Raw genomic sequence first — 17,090 nt, 5'->3', positions numbered from 1 at the left:
TGCAACTCCAGCTCCCGTTCCCTCCGTTGCATGAGATGGCCGCTGCCGCGTAATGGCGGCATGAGCGACCGCCAGACGCCCAACACCATCGATCCGTATCTCGAAGCGCCGGCCGGGGCGCTCTCTGCAGTACCGGCCCGACCAGCGGGCAGGTGTCGACAACAGCCCGCAGCCGACACGGAAGAGGCCGCGTGCGCCCGGCCGGGGGCCATGACCCTCGGTGACGCCATGACTTCCGGGAATCGGCGATCCACCGCATCGGGAGGTTGAGCCCATGACGGGACTCACCCCCAAGCAGGAGGCGTTCTGCCAGCGGTACCTGGAGAGCGGCAACGCCAGCGAGGCCTACCGGCAGTGCTACAGCGCCGAGAAGGCCAAGCCCGAGACCATCAACCGCTCGGCGAAGGAGCTGCTGGACAACCCCAAGATCGCCGCAAGGCTTGATGAGCTCCGTGGGGTGGCACTGGCCGCACATGGGGTGACCATCGCCAGCCTGGTCGCCGAGCTGGAAGAGGCGCGCCAGGTGGCCAAGAAGCGGGAGCAGGGCGCCGCGATGGTCCAAGCAACCATGGGCAAGGCAAAGCTGGCCGGCCTGGATGAGGGCGAGAAGGACGACGACGACTTGCCGCCACCGGTTGCCGTGACGGTGAACGTGGTCAGTGGGCGAAAGCGTGCCCGCTGTATTTGAGGCGGTCGTCGGTGCAACCAGCTCCATTTACTACACCGCAGCGGTGCGCACCAATGGGCTGGAAACGTACGCTTTCCTCGTGGAGGCCTGGACGGATGCTCCCGATCCGCCCGATCCCCCGGAGCCCACCACTGTTTACAACTGCGCCTGCGACGACGACTACCCGCGCACCACGCTGAAGCAGATGCGTAGCCGCATTGCCACGCGGCTCGGCTTTGCCACCCAGGTCGCGATGGGTGCTCTTCCGCCCGGCATGGCTGAGCTGCTGGACGACTTCATCCGCAATGCCCAGGAGATGCTCTACCGCCGCTACCCGGTGTTCCGGTTGGAGCGGTTCTATGCCTGGAAGATGCAGCCGGGCGTTCGGTTCTACGATTTCTCGGGCAACGAGGACGCATGTCAGAAGCACATGGATCCTCGCATGGTCACCTGGGTGGGCGTTTCCCAGGGCGATCTGTGCTGGCGTCCCCTGATCTGTGGGATCGATCCGATGATGTATGGCAGTCCCGGTCCGGGCATCCCATCGCACTACGAGGTCCGGCAGTGCATCGAGGTATGGCCTGCGCCCGTCGACGCCACGTGGGTCCTGCGGATCAAGGGGCACTTCGGGCTGTTGCCATTGGACAGTGAGGGCGACCAGACGACGATCGATCCCGAAGCGATCTTTCTGCAGGCCCTGGCCAATGCCAAGGCGCACTACGGCCAACCCGACGCTGGCAACTACGCCGCGCAGGCGACGGCCTACGTGCGCAGCCTCATTGCCGGGTCCCATCACACCCGGCGGTACATCCCCGGCAGCGCGATGCCGCCGCCGGCTGTGCGCCCGGTCTTGAAGGAGGATTAAGGATGCGCAGTCAGGCACTCACGTCGGTCAAGGCGGGCATCACCCGCTTGCGGGACAAGGGCGGAGCATCGCCGGATTCGCTGTATGACCTGGTGAACGGGTACGTCACCGCGGCGCGAACCATCAAGTGCCGTCCTGGCACGCGCATCGAAGTGGTGCTCCCGGCAGGGACGAAGGGCCTTGTCTGGTTCCAGGGCAAGTTCGTCGTGTTCTCGCATCTGGTGGTCGACTCGGGCACCTCGCGCGTCGAGGTGGAGGTGATCCGGCACCCCACGGCACCGGCGACCGCCATCAAGGACATCCACTTCGCGCTGCCGTTCCTCGGTTACCTGTACGTGGTGGCCGAGTTTGCCGATGGCCTCATCCGCCACTACTGGCTGGAGAAGGGGGAGGTCTGGCAGCCGAACCACATCTACCTCCCGGGAACGCTCGTTCGCCCCACCGAGGGCAATGGGATGGCTTACCGCGTCGAGTCGGACCGCGCCGGGTACACCCCCTGGGCGCCCAACGTCGGCCGCGCGTTGGGCGATGTCGTCGTGCCGGTCGTGGACAACGGCTACCGGTACGCAGTCACCGAGACGGTGGGTGATAGCCCGCGCTCCGGGACGGTGGAGCCGACGTGGCCGACCAATCCTGGCGAGACGGTCATCGAGGACGTCAGCAACCGGAACCCCTACACCGTCGACCAGGAGACGGGCACTCCGACCACCCCTGTTCCTTCATCCGTGAAGGAGCGCTACGGCAGTGGCTCCCGGTCGACTTCGAACAGCAGCGAGGCGCAGTAATGGCGTATCCCGTCTGGCAATCCGGCACCCTGTACCAGCCTGGCGACATCGTCGTTCCCATCACTGCGCCGTCTCCCACGGCAACGTCCGTGGAGAACGGAGAGTTCACCGACGGAGCGAACAACTGGGACTTCACCGGCTCGGCCTTCTACTCCGAGCATGTCTCCAAGGGGGGCTGGCGCACCTACGTCGAACTGCCGGGCAACCAGGCCGGCGGCGGCGCGCTTAACCAGACGAAGCTGGTGGTCCCGGTCGGCAAGAAGATCACGGCCGCCTGCCTGATCGACCAGGGAGCCTCTGTCGCTGGCGCAACGCGGGGCTGGGTGGAGGTGCATTGGTTCAGTGCTTCCAACGTCCTGCTCAGGATCGACAAGGGCAACCAGGTGGACAGCGGTTCCGGCGGCGCTGTCCATCGCTCAACCTGCGAGGCCATCTGCCCTGAAGGTGCGGCCTACTGCAGGGCCGGCATCGAGCTTTGGTCTGTCGCGGACCACAACCACGCGATCTGGGGCGGCAACCTGTGGGTGGAGGGAACCTTTGCCGGGCTTCCCGCCGATCTGGCCTACAAGGCGGTGCAGCCCGAGTCTGGGTTCTCCGACGCCAGCGAGCCGGCCTGGCCGCCGGTACTCGGCCAGCAGGTGGTCGACAACGAGGTCACATGGGAAGCGATCGCCGCCACCCGCGTGGTGTGGACCGCCGAGCCCCTGTACATCAGCGGCGACACGGAACCGGAGTGGCCGGAGGAAGAAGGCGGCATGGTGAAGGACGGCACCGTCACCCTGCGGGCCGTCTCGCGTCGTGTGGAGGATCCGAACTGCCCGAACACCAAGATCGTGGCCATTGCCGCGTCCAAGGTGTTCTGCGGGGACGACGACATCGTGCGCTACTCGGCCACTGTCAACCCGCTGGATTGGTCGACGGACAACGACGCCGGCTACCTGCCCACGGGCCTGCAGAACTACGGGGCGAACCCGGTCACGGCCATGGGGCTGTACCGCGGCAACCTGATCGTGTTCAACGCCGAGGCCTTCCAGCTCTGGCAGGTGGACGAGGACCCGGCCAACATGGCGCTGCTGGACGCGTTGCCGATGGGCAGCACGCAGCATCATGCAATCGCCCCGGTATCCAACGACCTGTTCTTCCTGGCGTCGCAGGGTGTCCGCACGGTCGGTATCGCGGCCAGCAGCACAAACTTCCAAGCGGGTGACGTGGGCATGCCGATCGACCCTCTGGTGCAGGAAGCCATGGCGGCTGGAAGTGAACCGCTGGCGCTGTACTACCCTGCGATGGGCCAGTACTGGCTCGTGTTCAACAGCTACGGCCACTGGGAAGGGGAAATGTGGATCCCGGGTACTGCCCAGGTGTTCGTCTACTCGATGACCCGAATGGGGCAGGTGGGCGCCTGGTCGCGCTACACCTTCCCCTATGCGATCGATGACTGGGCCATCGCGGGCGACCTGCTCTACCTGCGCTCCGGCGACTTCATCCACCGCGTCGGTGAAGCGGCCGGTGACGAGATCGGCATTCAGCGGGACGGCTGGACGTTCGAGGTCGTCCCGTTCGAAGGATTGATCCAGTGGCCGTGGCTCGAGTTCGGGCAGCCAGGCGTAACGAAGATGCTGTACGGCTTCGACATCGTTGGCCAGGGCAGGGTGTCGGTCTCATTCGGCATCGACCAGAGCAACGGTGGCCTGTTTACGCCGGGGTACACGGTGCCAGCGGATACCGTCCCCGGGATGGTGATCCCGATGCCATTGGCCGCCCCGTCGCTGTCAGTGAAGCTGACCTACGACGGCAGCGAACCCTGGCAGTGGAACGCGCTGGGCCTGTACCTCCAGGACCTGCGCGGGATGTCCTGACTCCGTTGAACCCCCTCCGGCGGGCAGCAGCATACGTCCATGCTGCCCGCTCGCCTTCCCTCGAACATCGTCCCCTGCCGTCCGGCGCATCTGGTGTTCCTTTCGGACCGGATGCGCGCGGACGAGCAGGCGCAGTTCCTGGCCGTCACGGGCCTGGCTGAGTTCTCGCCGGACGTTGCTGCGGCGTTCTTCATCGAGACGGCGCAGAAGTCGCAGGGGTTCGCCTTCACCGTCCTGCAGGGCGACAACCTGCCCGCCGCCGGCGGCGGCTTCCAGCCGGCGGGTGCCGGCGTGTGGCAGGCCTGGATGGTCGGCACCGAGGACGGCTGGGCCCAGCAGTGGCGCGCCATGACCAAGGCCACGCGCTGGCTCATGGATCGGCTGTATGAGGCGGGCGCACATCGCCTGCAGACCAGCGCCCTCACCACCCGGGAGAAGGCCATCGAGTGGTTCGAGCGGTCGCTGGGATTCCGGCCGGAGGGCGTCTGGCGCCACTTCGGTGTGCGGGGCGAGGACATCGCCCATTTCTCGAAGCTGAGGGGTGAGTAATGGGCGCCGGTGGCGGTTCCAACAAGGCAGCACAGCAGGCGGCCCAGCAGGAAGGGTTGCGGCAGGCCAACATCAACCGTTCGATGCAGCAGATCAACCAGATCTACGGCAGCCCGCAGCGGGAGGCCGACATCAATGACTTCCTGTCGGCCAGCCGCAGCTTCTACCGGCAGAACCTGGACCGGCAGCACGACGCGGCGGACCGCAGCCTGCGCTTTGCGATGGCGCGCAACGGTCAGACGGGTGGCTCGGTTGCTGTGGACGCCAACCGCCAGCTGGGTCAGGACTACCAGCAGGGGATCCTGACCGCCGATCGCCTGGCGCAGAGCGCGGCCAACGAGCTGCGCAACGCCGACGAGACCAGCCGGATGAACATGATCCAGCTGGCGCAGACGGGCGCGGACATGACCACCGGCGCGAACAACGCCGCGCTGTCACTGCGCAACAACCTGGCCGGCGCGCGATCGCAGCTCAACGCCGACGCGCTGGGCGAGCTGTTCTCGGGCGTCGGGACCATCGCCAAGGCCAGCCGGGACCAGGCCGAGACGCGCCGGGCGAACCGGGATTTCTACAACCTGTACTACTCGCCGGGCTTCGGCTACGGCGCTGGGGGCCGCTGATGGGCACTGAGGCAATTTGGGTTCCGCTGGCGCTCACGGCACTGAGCGCGGGCGCGAACTACTACAACACCCGGCAGACGCAGAAGAAGCAGGACAACATCCTGGCCGGCCAGATCCGGCAGCAGGGCGTCCGCCAGCAGGAAGCCGATCAGGCGATCGCCGAGGCCATGCGCGAGCGCGCGGCGCAAGGCGCGGAGAGCGAGCGCTCCGCCATCGGTAGCCAGTATCTCGACCAGGTGCGCGCGGCTCAGGCCAACGCGCAGCGCGGGCTTGGCCAGGTGGGGCAGGTGAGCCGTGCGTACCAGGTCGACGCCAACAACGCGGCGCTGGGCATCGGCGACTACGGCGCACGGACTGCCGACCTGATGGCTCGCATCGATGCGCCGGCACAGCAGCGGCAACGCGAGGGTGTCGCGGACGCGCGCGTGGCCATGGAGCTGGACCAGATCGGCCGCCGGAGCCGTGCAGACGACTACCTGGCCCAGCTGCGCTTGCGCGGCGTCCAGCGCAATCCCTGGGTCGATATGGCCTCCAGCCTGATGGGGGCCGGCGCGGGATTCGCGGCGCAGTCCGGGATGGGCCAGCCGAGCCTGGCGCAGATCCAGACGCAGGCCAAGGTAGGGGGCGACTTCGGCGCCGCCAACAACGCATTGAATCGCCAGCTGCAGGCGAAGTGGGGGCTGATGAATGGCTGACCTGAGCCGATTGATCCAGGGCGGTATGGACCTGGCCAGCGCGTTCGGCCGGGGCGACAGTGCCTACAGCCGATCGATGACCGATGCCGCGCGCATGGAGGGGCTGGTCCTCGACGCTGCCAAGAAGCGCGAAGAGATGCTGGCCCGCCGTGGGCTGGGCAGCGCCATTCAGGCGCTAGGCGGCAGCCCGGACCTGGCCACCCTGTTCGCCGCAGGTGTGGACCCCACCAAGCTCTCCGGCTACCAGGGTGACATGCAGGAGCAGGGCTTCCGCGCGGACGCCGCGACGCGCGCGACCACTGGCGACTGGGATGGGGCCAACGCGGCGCTGATGGGGGTCGCCAACGGTCCGCAGCAGCTGGCCACCGTGGAAGGTCAGAACCTGCTGGCCAACCGGTTCCTGGCCGGCGCCAACGGCGTCACCACCACCGAGCAGGGCCGCGCCAGCATGGCGGCCGACGCCGCACGCGCCCGTGCTTCCGATGCCTCGGCGGCGAGCAGCTACGCCAGTGCCGCACGGACCCGCCAGGCCACGGGGATCGACGCTGCCGAGTTCGGCCTGAAGCGGTCGGGGCAGTGGAACCCGGGCGGGGCTTCAGCCGGTGCCGCTGGCAAGCCGCTTCCTGCTGAGACTCGGATGAAGCTCGGCATGCTCGAGGCGGCGCGCGAGGCAGCGAAGAAGTACGAGAACGCTGTCTTCCCGGAAGGGGGTGGGTTCAACCGTGGTGCCCTGTACGTCGGCCCTGCCGGCGGCCAGATCGAAGAGGCGATCAACAACATCCTGCGCGTTGAGTCTGGCGCAGCGGTTCCAGAGTCGGAGGTCAAGAGCGGCGTGCGTCGCTACGGCGCCACGGCGCTCAACCAGGAGAAGACCGCGCGAGCGAATCTCCAACAGCTCTACGACAAGGTGCGGATCCTTGAGGAAAGCGTCACCGGGCAGCCCTCGCTGGGTGGTGCCTTCAACGGTGGCCCGACTGGCAGGGCTCCGGCCGTCGGCACGATCGAAGGCGGCTACCGCTTCCGGGGTGGCAACCCGTCCGATCCCGGCAGCTGGGAGAAGCTCTGATGGCCGGTCCGTGGGAGAAGTACCAGCAGCCCGGCATGCAGCCGGCCCCGGCCGCCAAGGAAGGGCCGTGGTCGCGGTATGCCGCCGATGCGCCAGCCGCGGCCCCGCAGGCCGAGCCGGAGTACCGCGCCACCGACGAGATGAGCGGGCTCGATCGGTTCCGGGCGGGCATCGGCAAGGGTTTGGTCGACACGGGCGAGGGCGTTGTCCAAGCGCTGGTCGACCAGGCCAGCCGGCCCATCCCCGCGCTGGCCGACATCTTCGCCAACATCAACCCCGAGGCGGCATCGAAGGCGAAGGAGATCCTGCTGCGTCCCCAGCAGGCCATGCGCGAGCATGTGGCCGAGCGTCGCGCTGGGGATGAGGACTTGATGAACACCACCGGTGGCAAAGGTGGCAATGTCCTAGGAGCAATTGCCGCTTCCCTTCCATTGGGCGCCGTTGGCATGGTTGGACGTGGGGTAGGGGCAGCCCGCGCAATCGGGCAGTCGGCTCTTGCCGGCGCCTTCCAGGGCGGCCTGCAGCCCGTGGTGAGCGATGAGGAACGGGTCAAGAACAGTGCCCTCGGTGCTGCGTTCGGCGGCGGCCTGTCCGCTCTCGGTCGTGGCGCGATGCGTGTGGCCGAAGAGGTCCTCCCCTCCAACTTCCTCGCCAGAACCATGAACTACTTCGGTGAGCGGGCCAATCGGCAGCCCTATGCGCAGGAAAGCGAGGCATTGGCAGCACGGACCGGCATCGACTTCACGCCAGGCATGGTCTCTGGCGGGAAGGCGCAGACGGCGATGGAGAACATGGCCCGCCAGTCCGTGTTCTCGGCCGATACCGCATTCAAGGCGGACGAGCGGATCGCCACCCAGGCCGTCCAGTACGTCCGGCGAGTGATGGACCGGATCAGCCAGGACAACCTGTCTCCCCAGAGCATCGGCGAGGGCATCCAGAAGACCGTCCGCGATGCCGTGGAGAAGATCGCCACCAGCCGGGAGCAGATGGCCGCCCGACAGTTCGGCGCCATCCGGAACCTGGTTGGCGACACGCCAGTGGTGGACTACTCGGCCACCAAGAAGGCCCTGAACGACATCATCGGCGAATACGGCGATGTGATCGGCAGCGACGCCGGCAAGATCCGTGCGCAGGCACAGAGCCTGCTGGACGAGATCGTGCAGAAGGGCGAGGGTGTCTCGCTCGATGCGGCGCGCAGGGCGCGCGGCTTCTACGGCGCCGCGGCCCGCGGGAAATCCAACCTGTTCGACAACGTCAGCCCCGACCTCAACCGGAGGCTCGCGGCCAAGATGTACGGGGCAATCTCTGACGATCTCGATGCCGCCGCCGGGCGGATCGATGAGCTGGCCGGATTCGGGCAGAACATGCCGGTCCAGGAGGGCGTCCAGGCGTTGCGTCCCAGCGAACTGCTGAAGCAGGCCAACGACGATTACCGGCGCCATTCGCAACTTCTGGAGGCCGTGAAGAACAGCCCGCTGAAGCGCCTACTGGGCGACGAGTTCAACGTGGACGACTTCATGACCGTCAACACGCTGCCACCTGAGACCGTGATCGCCCGCATGGGGTCCATGAAGCCGACCGAGTTGAACCTGGTCCGCGACTTCATGGAGAAGAACGCCCCGGACACCTGGCAGCAGTACAAGCGCATGCTCCTGGACGACGCGCTGGCGGCGGCCGAGACGGTGCCCACCTCAGGCGGCGCAAACTCGCTTCCGTTCAACGCCAGCGGCTTCATTCGCGCGATCGGTGGGGACAAGCCGGAGAAGATCGAGAGGCTGCGGGCCATCTTCAACCCGAAGGAGATGCCTGAGGTCTTGGACGCCATGCAGGCAGCGCGCCGGCTGGGGGACAAGTTCGGCGCGAATTTCAGCGGCACTGGCCCCTACGCCGAGGTGTCGCAGGCTGCGCAGAGCTTCGTGGACTCGATCAAGAACATGAGCATCCGGGGGATCGCCGGTGCGGCCTCGCCGGTCATCGGCTTGAATGGCGTGGCGCGGATGATGCTCAACTCGGACGGCCGGAAGGCACTGATCGAGCTGGCCAAGCTTCCACCGGGCGCGAAGCGGGCAAACGATCTCGCCGCGTATCTGGCCAGTGTGGCCGCGGTCAGCACGAGCGAGAAGGAGCCCTTGGAGATCAGCGTGGCCGGTGGAATACCCGGGGCAGCGCCGACCGAGGAAGAGCTACAGGCGCTCCGCGCTCGGAACGCGGGTCAGTGACGGTAGCGGCGGGTGTGCCACCACCCGCCAACCGACAGCGTGAGCAGGATGACCAGCATTGCGACACCGCAGGCCAGGGCCCAGGCGCCGATGGCCGGCAGGATCCAGTCGGACAGGTTGTTGTAGATGCGGCCCTGCGTAGCAGCAATCACAGGCGCGCTGATGGAGATCATCCCCACATACCGCCGCGCCCAGTAGCCGAACTTGGCCCGGACGTACTGGCCCACGGTAGTGGGGACGATCTCGGCGTCTTGGATGTCAGCGGGCTGGCTCATGGCGTAACGCTACCACCCAGCCACGTTTGGGGCCAGAAGAGGCTAATTACTCCCGGAAAAGGGGTCTTTAAGGTCTCGCTCAATGCGGCGAATGCGGAGCTCTAGGTCTTTCAGAGTGGGGCGGATGTTGCGCTCGACTTCCACTGACTCGTCATATGCCTCGCGTGCGGAATCCTCGATGCGATTCAGGCGAGTCCAGATGTTCTCTATGGCCTTGTCCAGCTCTACCTTCTTCTTCTGCTCATGCTTCCCCCACAAGTAGAGGAGGAACCATGTGATTGCAGAGAAGACGATCCACTGTGGGACATGTATGTCTGGCAGAAGGATATCGAACAGCTTCCAGGTGCCAAACACCACCGCGAGGATGATGGATAGGCAGCCCAGCTCGTACATCATGCCGAGTGTCACCAGGGAGCCCAGGATGATCGCGGCCCACATAAGGGCTTCAGACCGTTGCCCCGCGTAAAGCGCGAACCAGAGCGTTAGCGCAATCGTTGCGATTCCGGCTGGATAGCGCCAGTACCACGGCCACTCTGTGATGGAGGCAAGCCCCCCGGCTTCGTCTCTGGTGACGCCCCAACGCCCACGTGTCGCCATTCCATCCCCCCATCCCTAGACCCGGCAACCCTACCACCAGGGCGGCGGGGAGGGCACCGGGGCCGGTCTGCCCGGCGCTCACCCGGGCAGTGCACCGGCAGTGCGCGGGTGTTGTCGAGCACGCACATCAATGGCAGCATCCGCCAACAGCGGCAAGGGGGTGCTGCGTGGGGGCTGTCTAAATGCCAGCGAACCTCTTGGCTGCTGCCTGTGGAACAGCAAGCCCAAGGAGGGCGCCCTTTGACCATCAATATTGCTTTGGCTACCTATGACAGCATCGTTCTTGGGTGCGACAGTCTGTCCAGCATGGTGGACAGCGTAATTTTTCCGTTCGCGCCTGGTACCACGTTCGCCCAAGATGCCAATGGAAATTTCATCACCGATAAGGACGGGAACTACGTCATTGCATTTGACCAACGTCAGGTCTCCCAGGTCGCAACCACTGTTTTCGGTGGTGTCAGTAAGATGTTCTGCGTCTACGACTCCCAGTCTGACGAAGACGACGGAATAGCCGTGGGAGCTGTCACTGCTGGCCTAGCGATCTTGGGCGGGGTCACTATCGCAGAGCACGCAAAGCGGTTTCGGCGAAGCCATAAGAACGTAAAGTTCGAAACCGTCGAGGCAGTTGCAACCGCCTTTTGTCAGCATTTCTGCAACCTATGGGATGCCGAGTTCAGTGACGTAGGGGAAACTCAGCGAGGGTATCTTCCCACCATTCAGTTCATCGTCGCTGGGTATGGGAAGGACGATGAGTACGGGAAAGTGTTCAAGATCGACGTTCAGGCACGATCCTTGCAAGAGCAGTTTCCGGGTGGCGATCACGCCGGAATTTGTTGGGGTGGCATGGCGAATTATGTGGAGCGCTTAACTCGTGGAGTCGACCAGAGCTTGGTGTACACCGCCACAAAGCAGGTGGCCGCGGCGATTGCTGCACAGCGTGTATCTGTCTTGACTGACATTTCGAGGGCCTTGGCCGCGGCCGGGATCGAGCTCCCTGAGGGCCTGCGCCTTGACATCACTGAACAAACGGAACCGACTCTGCCTTGGGATTCACAGCAGGCGGACATTGATTTCGGGAACCTATCAACCCAATACGCTGTCGAACTAGTCGAGCTTCTTGTCAATACCCAGTCGGGCATGCAACGATTTGCTCGCGGAATCCCGACAGTCGGCGGCCGGACCCATATCGGCGTCTTGAAGCGCGGCGAAGGATTCAGGCTTTTGAACGAGCCCCAACTACAGCATCTCCATACGGGATACAGCCATGACTTCTAGCCTCTTCATGAACAGCGGATCGCAGCGATTCACTGAAAGAAAAGGGGTGCGATCGGTCCGGGCCGATGAGCGCTCTGGTGCATTGCGCAACAACGAGAAGAGCGAAGGGGCTGTTAGGACGAAGACGTACCAGGTCAAAGTGAAAGATGGCCGGCTCGTGCTCTCCAGCTCGCCAAAGAGAAAGCCAATCTAGGTCGCCTTGTGCCGTTAGATGAAAGCCCCGCGCCTGCGGGGTTTTTCTTTGCCCGTTGAACCCGCTTCAGGCTGCCCCAGCATGTCCGAAACGGAATGGGGCAGGGCATGAAAGATCAGGCGGCGGAAGCAACGATTGCGGCTGTGGCGCAGAAGGTCGCCTACGGCGGCGGGGGCGTTGCGGCCTTTGGCGGGCTGACGGCGAACGAGATTGCCGCGTTCGGTGGCCTGTTCATCGCCTTCCTGGGCCTGCTGGTGCAGGTCTACTTCAAGGTCCTGGACAACCGCCGGAAGAGTGAGCTGCACAAGCTGATGCTCTCCGGCCGCCGGTTCGACCCGGTGCAGGGGGACTCCGATGACTGACGCCAAGGCAAAGGCGGTTGGCGGAGGCGTCGCCGCGGTGGCGCTTGCGGGTGTCCTGGCCCTGGCTGCGCCGCTGATCCAGAAGTGGGAGGGCGTCCGCTACGAGCCCTACCGGGACAGCGTCGGCGTGTTGACCGTCTGCTACGGACACACCAAGACGGTGCGGGCCGGCAAGCGGTACACCCGCGCCGAGTGCGACGCGTTGCTGGCACAGGACATGGCCGAGGCGAACGGGTACGTCCGCCAGTGCATGGGCGTGCCGATGCTGCGGCATGTCGAGGCGGCCCTGACGAGTGCGGCCTTCAACCTGGGCCCGAAGGTCGTCTGCGGCTCGACCCTGCAGCGCAAGGCCCAGGCCAACGACTGGCCGGGGGCGTGTGCGGAGCTCGACCGATGGAACAAGGCCGGCGGCCGCGAGCTCCGTGGGCTGACCCTGCGGCGGGCCGATGAGCGCGCGATGTGCGAGGGGCCGCAGTGAACCGGGTCTACGCCGCCGCCCTGCTCGTCGGCCTGTCCTTCTGGGCGGGCTGGGAGTGGCGCGATCGCTCCGCCGACCTGGCCCAGAGCCGGCAGGCCACCAAGCAGGCCCAGGCCGAGACCAAGGCCGTAGAAACCGCTCGCAGCGCCGAGCACCAGCAGTCCGACACCCTGGCCAAGATCGGAGAGACCCATGAGCAAGCCCGCGCCGCGGCCCCGGCCGTCGCTGATGCTGTTGTTGCTGACCTGCGTGCTGGCAATCTCCGGCTGCGCGACGGCTGGGCGAGCTGCGAAACCCAGCGTCTGTCCGACGCCAGTGCCGCCGCCCGCGAACGTGATGCGGCCGCCCAGCGCCGAGCGGAATTTGCGGGGGCTGTTGTTCGAGCCGGCCGAGACGCAGACGACCAGCTCGCGGCCTGCCAAGCCGTAATCCGGGCCTACGTGGCGCAGTGATGGCCGGGACGAAGATCAAGCTGAAGGACCAGCTCGGGCGCGTTGTCCGGGTCGGCGGCGATGGCACCAACGGGGCAACCGTCGGCAAGGATCTGCGCTGGCCGGACGGCTCTCTGGTCCAGGAGTCTCAGATCCGCAACTCCGGCAGCCAGGCCGGCGGAAGCACCGGCGGTTCAACCGGCGGAGTCGCGTCGACCGTCTGGAAGCTGATCCGGGAGGTGCCGGCGAACCTGCAGAAGCTGGCCGCTCTAGCCGGGGTGGGCCTTGCCGTGCGCGGCAGCGACGGGTCGTGGCACCAACGCTCGATCGCGGCCGGCGAGGGCATCCAAGTCGAGAACGCCGACGGCGTTGCCGGTGATCCCGTTGTCTCGCTGGCCCCCCTGGTTCGCCCCGCCGCGGCCACGGTGTCGGCCCTGCGGCTGGTCTCGGAGAGCGCCGATGGCGTCCGCCACCTTGATCCCACGGACGCGGCGTCAGTCGCCGGGATGCTGGGCGTATCGATCACCGCGGGCGATGCAGGCGCCGCGATCAGCATCAAGGCCGGTGAATCGATCGATGACGCTGGCTGGTCGTGGTCCCCCGGGTTCGTGTTCGCCGGGCCCAACGGCGCGCTCACCCAAGTCCCGCCGGCCACCGGCTGGGAAATCGTGGTCGGGTACGCCCCTTCGCCGACCCGCCTGAACCTCACTTTCGATGAGCCAGTGAAGCTGGCATAGGAGCAAGCAAATGGTGGACAAGGTTCTCTATCGGAACGCCGGCGAGACCAAGCAGTACACGCCGATCACCGCCTCGGCCGGTGCTGGCGACGCCGGCAAGATCCCGGCTCTGGGCAGCGACGGCAAGCTGGATCCGTCGATGTACGACCCGGGCGCAGATCCCAGCGAGCCGATCACCGCCAGCGAGACGATCGGCGCCGGCAAGTTCTACAACCGCTTCTCCGACGGTGGTGTCCTCAAGGCGCGCCTGGCCGACAACTCCAACGCGCGCCCGGCCCACGGCTTCGTGCGTGAGTCCGTCGCCGCGGATGCGGAAGGGACGGGTTACCCGCTCGACTCGGTCAACGACGCGCTCACCGGCCTGACCGTCGGGACGAACTACTACCTGGGCACTGCCGGAGGCGTCATCGCGGTGCCCCTGGATGCGGCCGACGCCGGCAACACCGGCAAGATCGACCAGAAGCTGGGCATGGCCAAGAGCGCCACGGAGCTGGTCACGGACGACTACGACTACGTGGTGCTCTGAGTGACCGAGCGGCGGCCGCTTGTTCGAGTTGGCGGGGAGACTGTGCAGCTCCCCGCTGGCGACACGCTGCCTGGAGGCGGAATGCTCTACCGGAAGCAAGTCACCTTTACTACCAGCCAGGACTGGACCTTTCCTGCCACCGCGCTGCCGGCTGTTCGCGTCGTATCGCGGGGTGGCGGTGGCGGTGGCGGTGGTGCGGCGGCTGCCGGCGCCAAAGGTGGTGGCGGAGGCGGCGGGGAAAGGAAAGAGCAGGACACCAATCTCGTCCCTGGCGCCACCTATTCGGTGCTTATCGGCTCTGCGGGACCGGGCGGCTATGCAGCTGCTTGGGACGGTACGCAGTTCACCATCGTCGCTCCCGGTGGAGATGGTGGCGACACCAGCATTGTAGGTACTGAGGTACTGGCCAGAGGCGGCAAAGGTGGTGCCACGCCCAATAGCACGAACGGCGCGGGTCTCGGCGGTCGCAGTGGAGCTGGTGTCGGTGACGGTGCTGGCAACGGCAATGCCAGTTTGTCGTCAACTAGTAGCCCTGGCGCATCCGGCTCGAGTAGTACGGCTGATGCTTACTCGGCTTTCCACGGAGAGTGCTCCGGCGGGTCCGGCGCTGCCCCGCAAATTCGCTCGGTGTATCCGGGTGCCGGAAGGGGCGCTAATTCCGTCGGGAACGGTAGCGACGCAACTGAGACTGGATGTGGAGGCGGCGGCGCCTGGGGCACATCAGGCAGCACCGGCGCTCGAACAGGCGGCACCGGGTATCGCGGGCAAATCGACATCATCTACTGGGACACCGTTCCATGAGCCGCATCGCACTGATCCGTGGCGGAATGGTCGCCAACGTCATCGAGGCAGAGCTTGCGTTCGCGCAGACGCTGCCGGGCTACGACCACGTGATGGAGGCCGGGGGCGCTGGCCCAGGCTGGCTTCTGGTCGATGGCGTGCTGGTGCACCCCACGCAGGCCGTGTCCGAAGACCTGGCGGAGGCGAAACGCCGGCTTCGCGAACGTGCCACCGCGCTGCGCTGGGAGCACGAAACCGGCGGAATCACTGTTGGCGGGGTGCGGGTGCTGACCGGAATCGAGGACCAGAACCGGATCGCCACCGCCTTGATCGGTGCGCCGGCCACGCTCGATTTCAAGGCGGAGAGGGGTTGGGTGACGCTCACCCTGGCCGACCTGCAGGGCATCGCCGACGCGATCACCACCCACGTGCAGGCGTGCTTCAGCGCTGAGCGCGCGCACCATGAAGAAATTGGTCGAATTTCCTCCATGGAAGCGGCGAAGGCCTACGATGTTGACGCCGGGTGGCCCACTTCCTAACGACGATATGGGCGAGCCGTGGTGGCGTTTGGAATTTTCGCCCGTAATGGTGAGAGTAGAAGGGCGAGGCCCACGCATCGTTTTGCTAGCAAGGCGCTTGGAGCAAGATCGCTCGCGGCAGCACTCCCATCCGCTCCGCCACGCCCGCAAATTCGTTTACTACGTCAACCTTCGCACCCGCATTTCGTTGGGACGCCGTATGCAGCAGCTTCTGATACACCTGCCAGAAGCCGGGCCCGTTCCCGTGAAGCCGGTATGCCGCCTGCAGCTGAAGCCATTCTTCGTTCGTCAGGTATTCCGCGCTGTATCCCATATCAGACTCCTTGCCGCCTTCCCCCGCAGGTCGAACTTAAGTCGAGCACGCGGGGGTGGGAGTGAAGGTGTCGTGATCGGCTCGTATGCCGTGCGTAAACGGTCCCGGCAACTTGCAGGGTGGGGTCGGAGCGGAAGTGTCCGCAGCGCAGGCGCCTAGGCGATTTACGGATTCACGTAGGAGCCGGTTCGGAACGGTCGCTTCTTCGACCAACGAAAGTCCCGAAGTGCGACGGAGAACACACGGAAGCCTGGCCATGTGCGCCGGATTCGCGCCGCGGCAAGGGCCTACTCCGATAGCGCGGTGCTGGGTTCGCTGACATTCCGTGGACCTTGGGCCGGCTACTGTGAGCCGGCCAGCACCAGCGCGCCGACTGACAGTCCAGGCCAAACCCCGCCGGGCTCCCGCATGGACGCGGGGGCAGCTGGCGCCCATGGACCTCACCGGGACGTGGTTCGCTACGTGCGCGGAGAGCGCTTGCCGGAGACGTGGCCGTGGTCCCGTACGTGCCACCGCCACGGGAGGTCGACCGCTTTGCTGATGCCGATGCGGGGGCTCACCACGGGGTCCACCGGTGGCGGTGTGCCGTCGCTCACGATGGAGACGCCCCGGTCCATGGTGACAAGGTCGGCACCGTCGAACGAGCGATCCAGGCCCATGGCCTGAGAGAGCTTCCCCGGCCCGCTGGCCAGGTCGCGGTCGCGCTTGGCGGCAGCCCGAGCCTCCCGCATCAGGTCAAGACCCGAGAGCGGCTCGGCGGCCCGCAGAAGCACACCCGCGCCATCGTCAACGTCGCCACACACCGCATTGCTGCCCCAATGGATGCCGTAGGAGAAGTAGACGTACAGGTGGCCAGGCGGGCCGAACATCGTCGCATTCCGGGCGGTCTTGCCGCGGTGCGAATGGGCGGCGGGGTCTTCACTGCCCGCGTAGGCCTCAACCTCGACTATGCGGGCAGCTCTCCCGTCAGCGCGCACGAGAATCTTGTTCAGCAGTTCAGGCGCTACCGCGGTGGGATGCCTCCGGTAGAACTCGCGGGGCAGCGGGGACCAGGGCTCACCCATTGATGCCGGCACGGTCGACCATCTCTCGCAGGCGGTCGAGCACGTACTCCTGCTGCTCATCGCGGACGTCTTCACAGAGTCGGTCCGTCCGGTCCTCAAACTCCCGGTAGAACGTGTTCATGTCCAGGCGGAGCCTGGGTATCTCTGCTTCGATTTCCGCTAGCCGGTTCTCGATCTCCTGTTGGCTCAACATGG

21 protein-coding genes are annotated in these 17,090 nt (G+C 66.0%); 17 read left to right on the top strand and 4 right to left on the bottom strand.

The annotated features are described in order from the left end of the window. Window positions 1–274: 274 nt before the first annotated feature. Genes ACJ7VY_RS10370 through ACJ7VY_RS10330 form a run of 9 tightly spaced genes read left to right on the top strand, consistent with a single transcriptional unit; the run spans window position 275 to window position 9,325 of the window. The gene (locus ACJ7VY_RS10370) at window positions 275–688 is read left to right on the top strand and encodes a terminase small subunit (RefSeq protein WP_409475564.1); all 414 of its coding nucleotides are present in this window, start codon (window positions 275–277) and stop codon (window positions 686–688) included. Beyond that, complete coding sequence (locus tag ACJ7VY_RS10365; RefSeq protein WP_409475563.1) at window positions 672–1,532, top strand: hypothetical protein; 861 nt, start codon at window positions 672–674, stop codon at window positions 1,530–1,532. Before ACJ7VY_RS10370 ends, ACJ7VY_RS10365 begins: the two co-directional genes overlap by 17 nt. A 2-nt stretch (window positions 1,533–1,534) precedes the next feature. Continuing rightward, the gene (locus ACJ7VY_RS10360) at window positions 1,535–2,317 is read left to right on the top strand and encodes a hypothetical protein (protein ID WP_409475562.1); all 783 of its coding nucleotides are present in this window, start codon (window positions 1,535–1,537) and stop codon (window positions 2,315–2,317) included. Continuing rightward, window positions 2,317–4,176: a hypothetical protein gene (locus ACJ7VY_RS10355; RefSeq protein WP_409475561.1), complete on the top strand. Its 1,860-nt coding sequence runs from the start codon at window positions 2,317–2,319 to the stop codon at window positions 4,174–4,176. Before ACJ7VY_RS10360 ends, ACJ7VY_RS10355 begins: the two co-directional genes overlap by 1 nt. 39 nt (window positions 4,177–4,215) lie before the next feature. After that, a complete protein-coding gene (locus ACJ7VY_RS10350; protein ID WP_409475560.1) occupies window positions 4,216–4,725 on the top strand; it encodes a hypothetical protein in 510 nt (169 codons plus the stop codon). Further along, the gene (locus ACJ7VY_RS10345) at window positions 4,725–5,345 is read left to right on the top strand and encodes a hypothetical protein (RefSeq protein WP_409475559.1); all 621 of its coding nucleotides are present in this window, start codon (window positions 4,725–4,727) and stop codon (window positions 5,343–5,345) included. The genes ACJ7VY_RS10350 and ACJ7VY_RS10345 overlap by 1 nt, the downstream gene beginning before the upstream one ends. After that, window positions 5,345–6,040, top strand: coding sequence for a hypothetical protein (locus tag ACJ7VY_RS10340; protein ID WP_409475558.1), 696 nt, complete (start codon window positions 5,345–5,347; stop codon window positions 6,038–6,040). Before ACJ7VY_RS10345 ends, ACJ7VY_RS10340 begins: the two co-directional genes overlap by 1 nt. After that, on the top strand, window positions 6,033–7,106 hold the full coding sequence (locus ACJ7VY_RS10335; RefSeq protein WP_409475557.1) for a hypothetical protein: 1,074 nt from the start codon (window positions 6,033–6,035) through the stop codon (window positions 7,104–7,106). The genes ACJ7VY_RS10340 and ACJ7VY_RS10335 overlap by 8 nt, the downstream gene beginning before the upstream one ends. Beyond that, the gene (locus ACJ7VY_RS10330; protein WP_409475556.1) at window positions 7,106–9,325 is read left to right on the top strand and encodes a hypothetical protein; all 2,220 of its coding nucleotides are present in this window, start codon (window positions 7,106–7,108) and stop codon (window positions 9,323–9,325) included. Before ACJ7VY_RS10335 ends, ACJ7VY_RS10330 begins: the two co-directional genes overlap by 1 nt. Here ACJ7VY_RS10330 and ACJ7VY_RS10325 read toward each other — a convergent pair. Together ACJ7VY_RS10325 and ACJ7VY_RS10320 are read right to left on the bottom strand one after the other, a co-directional pair. Continuing rightward, entirely contained in the window at window positions 9,319–9,600 is a 282-nt protein-coding gene (locus tag ACJ7VY_RS10325) for a hypothetical protein (protein ID WP_313213880.1), read from the bottom strand. The genes ACJ7VY_RS10330 and ACJ7VY_RS10325 overlap by 7 nt on opposite strands. 42 nt (window positions 9,601–9,642) lie before the next feature. Beyond that, entirely contained in the window at window positions 9,643–10,197 is a 555-nt protein-coding gene (locus tag ACJ7VY_RS10320) for a hypothetical protein (protein WP_409475555.1), read from the bottom strand. Window positions 10,198–10,437: 240 nt separating this feature from the next. On the opposite strand from ACJ7VY_RS10320, the gene ACJ7VY_RS10315 reads away from it, so the two are divergent. The 8 genes from ACJ7VY_RS10315 (at window position 10,438) to ACJ7VY_RS10280 (ending at window position 15,518) form a co-directional block, all read left to right on the top strand. Continuing rightward, on the top strand, window positions 10,438–11,472 hold the full coding sequence (locus ACJ7VY_RS10315; protein ID WP_409475554.1) for a hypothetical protein: 1,035 nt from the start codon (window positions 10,438–10,440) through the stop codon (window positions 11,470–11,472). A 300-nt stretch (window positions 11,473–11,772) separates the two neighbouring features. Further along, on the top strand, window positions 11,773–12,027 hold the full coding sequence (locus ACJ7VY_RS10310; RefSeq protein ID WP_240211908.1) for a holin: 255 nt from the start codon (window positions 11,773–11,775) through the stop codon (window positions 12,025–12,027). After that, window positions 12,020–12,505, top strand: coding sequence for a lysozyme (locus tag ACJ7VY_RS10305; RefSeq protein ID WP_409475553.1), 486 nt, complete (start codon window positions 12,020–12,022; stop codon window positions 12,503–12,505). Before ACJ7VY_RS10310 ends, ACJ7VY_RS10305 begins: the two co-directional genes overlap by 8 nt. Then, window positions 12,502–12,957, top strand: coding sequence for a hypothetical protein (locus tag ACJ7VY_RS10300; RefSeq protein ID WP_409475552.1), 456 nt, complete (start codon window positions 12,502–12,504; stop codon window positions 12,955–12,957). The genes ACJ7VY_RS10305 and ACJ7VY_RS10300 overlap by 4 nt, the downstream gene beginning before the upstream one ends. Further along, window positions 12,957–13,673, top strand: a complete 717-nt coding sequence (locus ACJ7VY_RS10295) for a hypothetical protein (RefSeq protein WP_409475551.1) — start codon at window positions 12,957–12,959, stop codon at window positions 13,671–13,673. The genes ACJ7VY_RS10300 and ACJ7VY_RS10295 overlap by 1 nt, the downstream gene beginning before the upstream one ends. A gap of 10 nt (window positions 13,674–13,683) precedes the next feature. Continuing rightward, entirely contained in the window at window positions 13,684–14,199 is a 516-nt protein-coding gene (locus tag ACJ7VY_RS10290; RefSeq protein ID WP_409475550.1) for a hypothetical protein, read from the top strand. Window positions 14,200–14,280: 81 nt separating this feature from the next. Beyond that, a complete protein-coding gene (locus ACJ7VY_RS10285; RefSeq protein ID WP_409475549.1) occupies window positions 14,281–15,000 on the top strand; it encodes a glycine-rich domain-containing protein in 720 nt (239 codons plus the stop codon). Next, window positions 14,997–15,518: a DUF4376 domain-containing protein gene (locus tag ACJ7VY_RS10280; RefSeq protein WP_409475548.1), complete on the top strand. Its 522-nt coding sequence runs from the start codon at window positions 14,997–14,999 to the stop codon at window positions 15,516–15,518. Before ACJ7VY_RS10285 ends, ACJ7VY_RS10280 begins: the two co-directional genes overlap by 4 nt. A gap of 771 nt (window positions 15,519–16,289) precedes the next feature. On the opposite strand, the gene ACJ7VY_RS10275 is transcribed toward ACJ7VY_RS10280, so the two are convergent. Together ACJ7VY_RS10275 and ACJ7VY_RS10270 are read right to left on the bottom strand one after the other, a co-directional pair. Continuing rightward, window positions 16,290–16,895, bottom strand: coding sequence for a DNA-3-methyladenine glycosylase (locus ACJ7VY_RS10275; protein WP_240211914.1), 606 nt, complete (start codon window positions 16,893–16,895; stop codon window positions 16,290–16,292). Continuing rightward, window positions 16,888–17,088: a hypothetical protein gene (locus ACJ7VY_RS10270; RefSeq protein ID WP_313250178.1), complete on the bottom strand. Its 201-nt coding sequence runs from the start codon at window positions 17,086–17,088 to the stop codon at window positions 16,888–16,890. The genes ACJ7VY_RS10275 and ACJ7VY_RS10270 overlap by 8 nt, the downstream gene beginning before the upstream one ends. Between the last annotated feature and the right edge of the window lie 2 nt (window positions 17,089–17,090).

The organism is Stenotrophomonas sp. Y-13, from assembly GCF_046267925.1.
Classification (GTDB): Bacteria; Pseudomonadota; Gammaproteobacteria; order Xanthomonadales; family Xanthomonadaceae; genus Stenotrophomonas; species Stenotrophomonas acidaminiphila_A.
This window is presented reverse-complemented; position numbering and strand designations above follow the sequence as displayed.